Source organism: Streptomyces sp. W16 (assembly GCF_033194735.1).
Lineage (GTDB): Bacteria > Actinomycetota > Actinomycetes > Streptomycetales > Streptomycetaceae > Streptomyces.
Genome location: NZ_JAWOAI010000515.1, coordinates 1 through 6721, shown reverse-complemented (window position 1 = coordinate 6721; position 6721 = coordinate 1). Strand labels below are relative to the sequence as shown.

Sequence of the window (6721 nt, the reverse complement as noted above, 5' to 3'; positions counted from 1 at the left end):
TCGACGGCCCGCCGAGGCGGCCGAGTGTCGTCCCCGGGAGTGCGGCGATCGCGAGCGCGGGCGGCCTGCGCCACAGGACCTGCGGGGTCGGGACCGGCGCCAGGGCCATCGCCTCGACCTCGGCGTCGATGCGCGCCTGATCGGCGTCCACCTTCAGGAACACGTCACCGACACGCAGAGTCGCGCGCTCGGAATGGGCGACGACGACTTCGACCTCATCCATGGGCGCCCAGTATCCCGGGGACGATCGCCGACGTCGCCGGAATTATCGCGTGCGACTACGCGGCTACGCGGCGACCGTCGCGACCGGGAATCCCGGTGTACGCCGGACCCGTCGGTCGGCGTCGACCGCGAAGACCTCGCAGCCGGGCCGGGCGGCGGCCCAGTCGACGCCCTCCGGGCCCATCGCGAAGGCCGCGGTCGCCGTGGCGTCGGCCTCGGTGAGGGAGGCGGCGACGACGGAGAGGCTGAGCAGTCCGGTCGCGGGGCGGCCGGTGCGACCGTCGACGATGTGGTCGCCGCGCTCGTAGCGCGCGGAGGTCGCCACCGCCCCGTCGGTCAACTCCAGGACCGTGCACAGCTGGTCGGCGTGCTCGGGGTGCCGTACGCCGACCCGCCAGGGACCGCCGGCCACGACCACGTCGCCGCCGGCGTGGAGGATGAAGCGCCGGGCCCCGGCGGCGGTGAGCAGTTCGGCCGCCCGCTGCACCGACCAGCCCTTGACGACCGCGCAGGGGTCGAGGGGCCGGCCGGGCAGCCGGACGTCGAAGGCACCGCCGGTCGCGACCCGGTACCGCTCGCAGAGGTCGAGGACCTCGGTCAAGTCCGCGCTGAGCTCCGGGAGTCGCAGCTCGCCCCGGTCGTGACGGCACACCTCGCTGTCCGGGCGGAACGGGCTGAAGCGGGCGTCGACCTCGCGCAGCCAGGCGAACAACGCGTCCGCGGTCTCGTCCCCGATGCCGTCGTCGTCGACGCGCAACGACACCGGGAACCCCATCACATGCTCAACGCGGTTCATTTCAGGCGCCCTTGGCGTCGATGGCGGCCTGGAGCGACTGGACGTAGGCGTCGCTGGTGATGGTGGCGCCGGACACCGTGTCGATCTTCGAACTCTGCGCCTTGAGGGTCTCCTCGATCAGCACCGGGACGGCCGCCGTGGTCTGCGGGTGGTCCGGCTGCTGGAGCATGCTCACGGAGCTGATCTTGTCGCCCTCGAAGGTCACTTGGACCTGCACAGTGCCCTTGGAGGTGTTGATCGCGGTGCCCTGGACGACCTTCTTCGAGGACGTGGAAGGGGTCGACGAGGACGAGGACGAAGAGGTGGCCGTAGGAGTCGGCGTCGGTGTCGAGACCGCCTCCGTGGTCGTCGTACTCGTCGTCGTCCCGATGGACGGTTCGTAGCGCCACACGGGGATCAGACCCGCGACGGACAGCACCAGGACAGGTATGACTCGCTTCACGATATTTCTCTCATCCCGCCAGGCTGAAGCGTTCGAAGTGGATCTGCTGCTTGGGCACGCCCATGTCGCCGAGGGTGCGCAGCACCGCGTTCATCATCGGCGGCGGTCCGCAGAGGAAGACGTCCCGGTCGGCGATGTTCGGTACGAGGCGGGCCAGTTCGCGCGGGGCGAGCTTGTCGGGGACGGGCGGGCCGGTGAGCAGGTGCAGTTCGGCGCCCTTGGCCCGGGCCAGCTCGGCCAGTTCGCCGTAGAGGACCGCGTCGCGTTCGGCGGAGACGCGGTAGATGACGACCGCGTGGCCCTCCAGGTCCTCCAGCAGGGCGCGGATGGGGGTGACGCCGACGCCGCCCGCGATGAGCAGGGACTCGGTCTTCCTGCGGTGCAGGGTGGTGAAGGCGCCGTAGGGGCCTTCGGCGAAGACGCGGGTGCCGACCTTGAGGTGTCGGAGGGCGGCCGTGCCGTCGCCTGCCGTCTTGGCGGTGAGGCGGAGGCCAGTGCCGTCGGGGGCGGCCGAGAGGGAGAAGGGGTTGGCCTGCCACCAGCGGTCCTTGGTGAGGAAGCGCCAGAGGAAGAACTGGCCCGCCTGGGCCGGAAGGCGGTCGAGGTCGCGGCCCGTGATGTAGATCGAGACCACGTTGTCGGACTCGGGGACGACCGCGGAGACCCGGAACTGGTGGCGCAGGTTCCGCCACAGGGGCAGGACCAGGCGGCCCAGGGCGACCGAGCCGAGGGCCACGCCCCAGACGGCGTACCAGTACGTCTTCGCGGCGGAGGACGCGGTGAAGGTCGTACCGACCGCGACCTGGTGGGTGAAGGCGAGGACCACCGCGACGTAGGTGTAGAGGTGGATGAAGTGCCAGGTCTCGTAGGCGAGGCGGCGCCGGGCGTAGCGGGCGGAGGTCGCGCCGATGACGAGGATCAGGGCGAAGGCGACGAGCGCGCGCAGGATGCCCTCGGTGGTCTCGGCGAGGTCGACGACCTCGCCGACCGGGCCGGTGTCGGTGCCCTCGGCGTAGCCGAAGGCGATGAACACGAGGTGCCCGAGCAGCGTCCAGAGCAGGGCGAAGCCCGTCCAGCGGTGCCAGGAGGTCATCCGGTCCATGCCGATCCGGCGGTCGAGCCAGGGCAGCCGGGCCACGAGCAGCAGCTGGAAGGCCATCACGAGCGCGCCGTAGAGGCCGAGGAGGCGGCCGATGACGATGAGCGCGTTGGAGGCGAATCCGGCCTGGGCGAAGAAGACGGTCACCACGGCGACGTTCGCGGCCAGCACGGCGTACAGGCCGGTGCGGGCCACCACCCTGGGGCGTATCGCCGTGGGGGGCGCAGGGGGGGATTGGACGGTCGTCACGGACAGCAGCTCCTTGATCGGGTCCTGGGAGACGAGCTTGACCTCGGGGGGCTGTCGTTTTCCTGTCGAACAACTTTCAAGTGGTTATCGATGTGGGTGTGGCGGTGCCGCGGGTCTGGCGCCGGACGGTGGGTGAAGCACTATGAGCAGGTGGAAAAAGTGCGCCTCCTCGTCGTGGACGACGACCCGCCGATCGCCGACCTGGTCGCGACGGTCGCCCGCTACGAGGGCTGGGAGGCCGCGTGCGCGTACTCCGGTGAGGAGGCGCTGACCGTCGCCGCCGAGTTCCGGCCCGACATCGTGGTGCTCGACCTGATGCTGCCGGGCCTGGACGGCTTCGGTGTGCTGGACCGGCTGCGGCGCTCCGGGACGATGGTGCCGGTGGTGTTCCTCACCGCGCGGGACGCGGTCGCCGACCGGGTCGCGGGGCTGACCCGGGGCGGTGACGACTACCTGGTCAAGCCGTTCGCGGTGGAGGAGCTGATGGCCCGGCTGCGGACCGTGCTGCGGCGCAGCGCCGGGCCCGGTTTCCCGCGCTCGGTGCTGCGGGTCGCGGACCTGACGATGGACGAGGACACCCGGGAGGTGCGGCGCGGGGACCACCTGCTCACGCTCACTCCGACCGAGTACGAGGTGCTGCGCTATCTGATCCGCAAGTCGCCGACCGTGCTCACCAAGGCGCAGATCCTCGACCATGTGTGGGAGTACGGCTTCGGTGGCCGCTCCAATGTGGTGGAGCTGGTGGTCAGCAGGCTGCGCCGGAAGCTCGACGAGGGGCACGATCCGCTGATCCACACCGTGCGCGGCTTCGGCTATGTGATCCGGCAGGCCGCCGAGTGATCGGGCGGCTGCGGCGGAACTGGCGCCGGGTGCGCCTGGGCACCCGGCTCGCACTGGGCGTGGGCGTCCTGTCGCTGATCGTGTTCGCGGTCGTCGGCACGGCGCTGACGATGTACATGCGGGACTATCTGGAACGCCAGGTCAGCGATCAGATGAAGCTCGTCCAGGTCGTCCAGACCAAGGACGCGGCGGCACACGGCATCGTCCAGAGCAAGCCGTACTACGGCTGGTACACGGCGGTCTACGACGTCTCGGGCACGACCGCGAAACTGCGCGAGCCCTCCGATGTCCCGGACGACACGAGCGCGCTCACCGCCCTCGCCAGGACGATGGCGCACTCCAAGACGGAGATCTCCCGCACGGTGACGATCGACGGCAAGGGCACGTACCGGCTGCGGGCCTGCGAGGTCGAACCCGGTGTGGTCCTGGTGAGCGCGGCGCCGCTGGCGGATGTGCAGGGCACGGTGCGGCAGCTGGTCACGGTGCAGGTGGTGGCGTTCGCGCTGGCGCTGCTGGTGCTGGTGGTGATCGGCCGGAATCTGCTGCGGCGCGGGCTGCAACCGCTCAGCGACATGGCCAGCACGGCCCACGGCATCGCCTCGCACGACCTCACCGAGTCGGCGGCCCGGCTGCCGCTGCGTGCCGAGCGGGGCGACGGCGGGCCCGAGGTGGAGGAGCTGCGCACCGCGTTCAACACGATGCTGGAGCACATCGACGACTCCCTCGCGGTGCGGGCGGAGGCGGAGCAGCGGCTGCGCCGGTTCGTCGCGGACGCCTCGCACGAGCTGCGGACGCCGTTGATGTCGGTGCGCGGCTACGCGGACCTGTTCCAGTACGCGGCGGCGAACGTGCCCGAGGAGCGGGACAAGCACCTGGCCCGGCTGCGCGCCGAGGCGGCCCGCATGGGCGTGCTCCTGGACGACCTTCTGCTGCTCGCACGGCTCGACGCGGCGGATGTGGAGACTCCGATACGGCTGCAGGACGCGGACCTGGTGGAGCTGGTGGCGCAGGCGGCGGACGCCTTCCGTGCCGGGCATCCGGACCGTCCGCTGACGGTGACGGTGCCGCCGGCCCCGGTCCGGCTGCGGGTCGACCCGGTCCGTGTCCGGCAGGTGCTGGACAACCTCCTCACCAACGCGGCCGTGCACACCCCGTCCGGCACGCGGGTGTCGGTGGATGTGACGGTCGCCGTCGGTGCGGCGTCGGTGCGGGTCGCCGACGCGGGGCCCGGTATCCCGGAGGCCGACCGGGAGCAGGTCTTCGACCGCTTCTACCGCGTCGACAAGGCCCGCAGCCGCGACCGGGGCGGCAGCGGGCTGGGCCTCGCGGTGGCCCGTTCCCTGGCGAAGGCGCACGGCGGCACGGTCGAGCTGACGTCGGAGCCGGGGGCGACGGTGTTCACGGTGACGATTCCGCTGGGAGGCGGTTCGGTCCAGAACTAGGCTCGGCGCACGGCTTGTGACTACCATGGGTAACGTGGCGTCACTTGAGGCTCAGAACCATCAACTGGCTCTGTTTGTTCGGCAGTTGCCGCGCCACGCAGCCGCGAAATCGCCGTCACATACCGCGCCACACATTGTCATAGGCCGCGTCCTCGACGCTCTTCCGCTGCCGGACGGCCTCCAGTTCCGTCACCGCGTCGTGGACGGTGGCGAGGACGGTGTCCAGGGCCTCGTCGGTGACCTTCGCGGAGTCCTCGTCCGACACCTCGCGGATGCCGACGGCCGCGGCGAGCTGGGCGAGGACGGGTTCGCCCGTGGCCCAGCGGTCCGCCGCCCGGCTGCGGGCCGGGGAGTCGACCAGCGCCGCCCTGCCGCTGCGGACCGGGATCCAGCGACCGCGCTGCCGGGCGACCAGGCCCTCGTTCTCCAGCGCGGCGAGATAGGCCGAGGACAGACCCCGCCCCCGCCGCCACAGCCAGTCCTCGACCGACTCGTACGGCGTCTCCCGTACGAGGGCGGTCGCGGCCTCGTCCAACAGGCCGTCCGGCAGGGGAACTTGGAGGTTCGGCACGATCAGCTCGCCGTCCAGCGCGACGGCTTCGGCGGCGAGGAGGTCGACCACCTCCGCTCCCGCGAGCGCGAGCGAAAGATCACCCGACTCGACGGGGCGGTCCGGGGCGACGTCCATGGCGATGATCAGCAGGTCCCGCGGTGTGCTCATGGGTGCCAACCTAGCGCGGCTCATGCGAGGAGGCGGCGACACCCAACGTTTACATAATTCCGTCCCGCAGTCGGTCATGTTTCGGGACCATGAGCCTCGGATGAATACCGGGGGCTTTTGGACCGCTTGCGCCACTGCGGTCCGAATGGCGTGCCCTCTGAAGGAAATTGGCAGGGTTTTCGGTTGTTTGGGGACCCTACCCGGCTGGCTGGATCATTTCCCTGAGCATGGCGCTTACCTTTCCGTTGTTGACCGCCGAGTAACAGTGGGGCTAGCTTTCAACCAGCCAACTCGCGTCTCTGCGATTCCGTTCGGCGCCTACAGGCCGAAACCCCCCACCGTGCAGTTTCACCGTTTATTCGGAGAATCATGACGTCTGTCGCGCGCGCCGCAGAAATGATCATTGGAATCACGCCGTTCCATGAACCGGATGCCAGACTCGCGGCGGCCGTGAGCCGCGCCGGCGGGCTCGGTGTACTGGACCTGGGAATTGGCGACCGAAGATCCAGAGAGGCTCTGGCGCGAATCCGACGCTGGTCCCCTGGCCCTTTCGGGGTACGGGTCGGGGCCCACTGCCGGATCGACCCCCGAGAACTCGCCACGGCCGGTGACGGCGGCCCGCACACCGTCGTGCTCGCCGTGGACGCTCGGTGGCGGGTCGACGAGGTCGACGGCGCCCACCGGGTACTGGTCGAGGTCACCGATCCCGACCAGGCGCTGACGGCGGTCCGCGCCGGTGCGCACGGGCTCATCGCCCGGGGTGCCGAAAGCGGGGGCCGCATCGGCGAGTTGAGCACATTCGTGTTACTCCAGCGGCTCCTCGCCGAGCCCGGTGTCACCGTCCCGGTCTGGGCCTGCGGCGGCATCGGCCCGCGTACGGCCGCCGCGGCGGTGGCCGGTGGCGCGGCCG

Annotated in this window: 7 protein-coding genes and 1 pseudogene; 3 read left to right on the top strand and 5 right to left on the bottom strand. The window is 70.7% G+C overall.

The genetic code is table 11. From position 1 onward, the window contains the following. From R6V09_RS42270 to R6V09_RS42255, 4 genes and pseudogenes are all read right to left on the bottom strand, one after another. Nucleotides 1-223: pseudogene (locus tag R6V09_RS42270) on the bottom strand (aminoglycoside phosphotransferase family protein); the annotation flags it as partial. Nucleotides 224-286: 63 nt separating this feature from the next. Next, nucleotides 287-1018, bottom strand: coding sequence for an FAD:protein FMN transferase (locus R6V09_RS42265; RefSeq protein WP_317886795.1), 732 nt, complete (start codon nucleotides 1016-1018; stop codon nucleotides 287-289). A gap of 1 nt (nucleotide 1019) precedes the next feature. Then, nucleotides 1020-1460, bottom strand: coding sequence for an FMN-binding protein (locus tag R6V09_RS42260; protein ID WP_317886794.1), 441 nt, complete (start codon nucleotides 1458-1460; stop codon nucleotides 1020-1022). A 10-nt stretch (nucleotides 1461-1470) separates the two neighbouring features. Then, the gene (locus tag R6V09_RS42255) at nucleotides 1471-2808 is read right to left on the bottom strand and encodes a ferredoxin reductase family protein (protein ID WP_317886793.1); all 1338 of its coding nucleotides are present in this window, start codon (nucleotides 2806-2808) and stop codon (nucleotides 1471-1473) included. A 150-nt stretch (nucleotides 2809-2958) separates the two neighbouring features. On the opposite strand from R6V09_RS42255, the gene R6V09_RS42250 reads away from it, so the two are divergent. Next, a complete protein-coding gene (locus R6V09_RS42250; RefSeq protein ID WP_317886792.1) occupies nucleotides 2959-3648 on the top strand; it encodes a response regulator transcription factor in 690 nt (229 codons plus the stop codon). Then, nucleotides 3645-5090: a sensor histidine kinase gene (locus R6V09_RS42245; protein WP_317886791.1), complete on the top strand. Its 1446-nt coding sequence runs from the start codon at nucleotides 3645-3647 to the stop codon at nucleotides 5088-5090. The genes R6V09_RS42250 and R6V09_RS42245 overlap by 4 nt, the downstream gene beginning before the upstream one ends. A gap of 115 nt (nucleotides 5091-5205) precedes the next feature. Here R6V09_RS42245 and R6V09_RS42240 read toward each other — a convergent pair whose 3' ends face one another. Further along, entirely contained in the window at nucleotides 5206-5811 is a 606-nt protein-coding gene (locus R6V09_RS42240; protein WP_317886790.1) for a GOLPH3/VPS74 family protein, read from the bottom strand. 369 nt (nucleotides 5812-6180) lie between these two features. Here R6V09_RS42240 and R6V09_RS42235 point away from each other — a divergent pair. Further along, nucleotides 6181-6721, top strand: a 541-nt coding sequence (locus tag R6V09_RS42235; protein ID WP_442810251.1) for a hypothetical protein, incomplete at its 3' end; no start/stop codon positions are given.

Bases quoted from the DNA above. Each gene is read 5' to 3' on its own strand.
- R6V09_RS42265 (WP_317886795.1), bottom strand. From the start codon at position 1,018: ATGAACCGCGTTGAGCATGTGATGGGGTTCCCGGTGTCGTTGCGCGTC.
- R6V09_RS42240 (WP_317886790.1), bottom strand. From the start codon at position 5,811: ATGAGCACACCGCGGGACCTGCTGATCATCGCCATGGACGTCGCCCCG.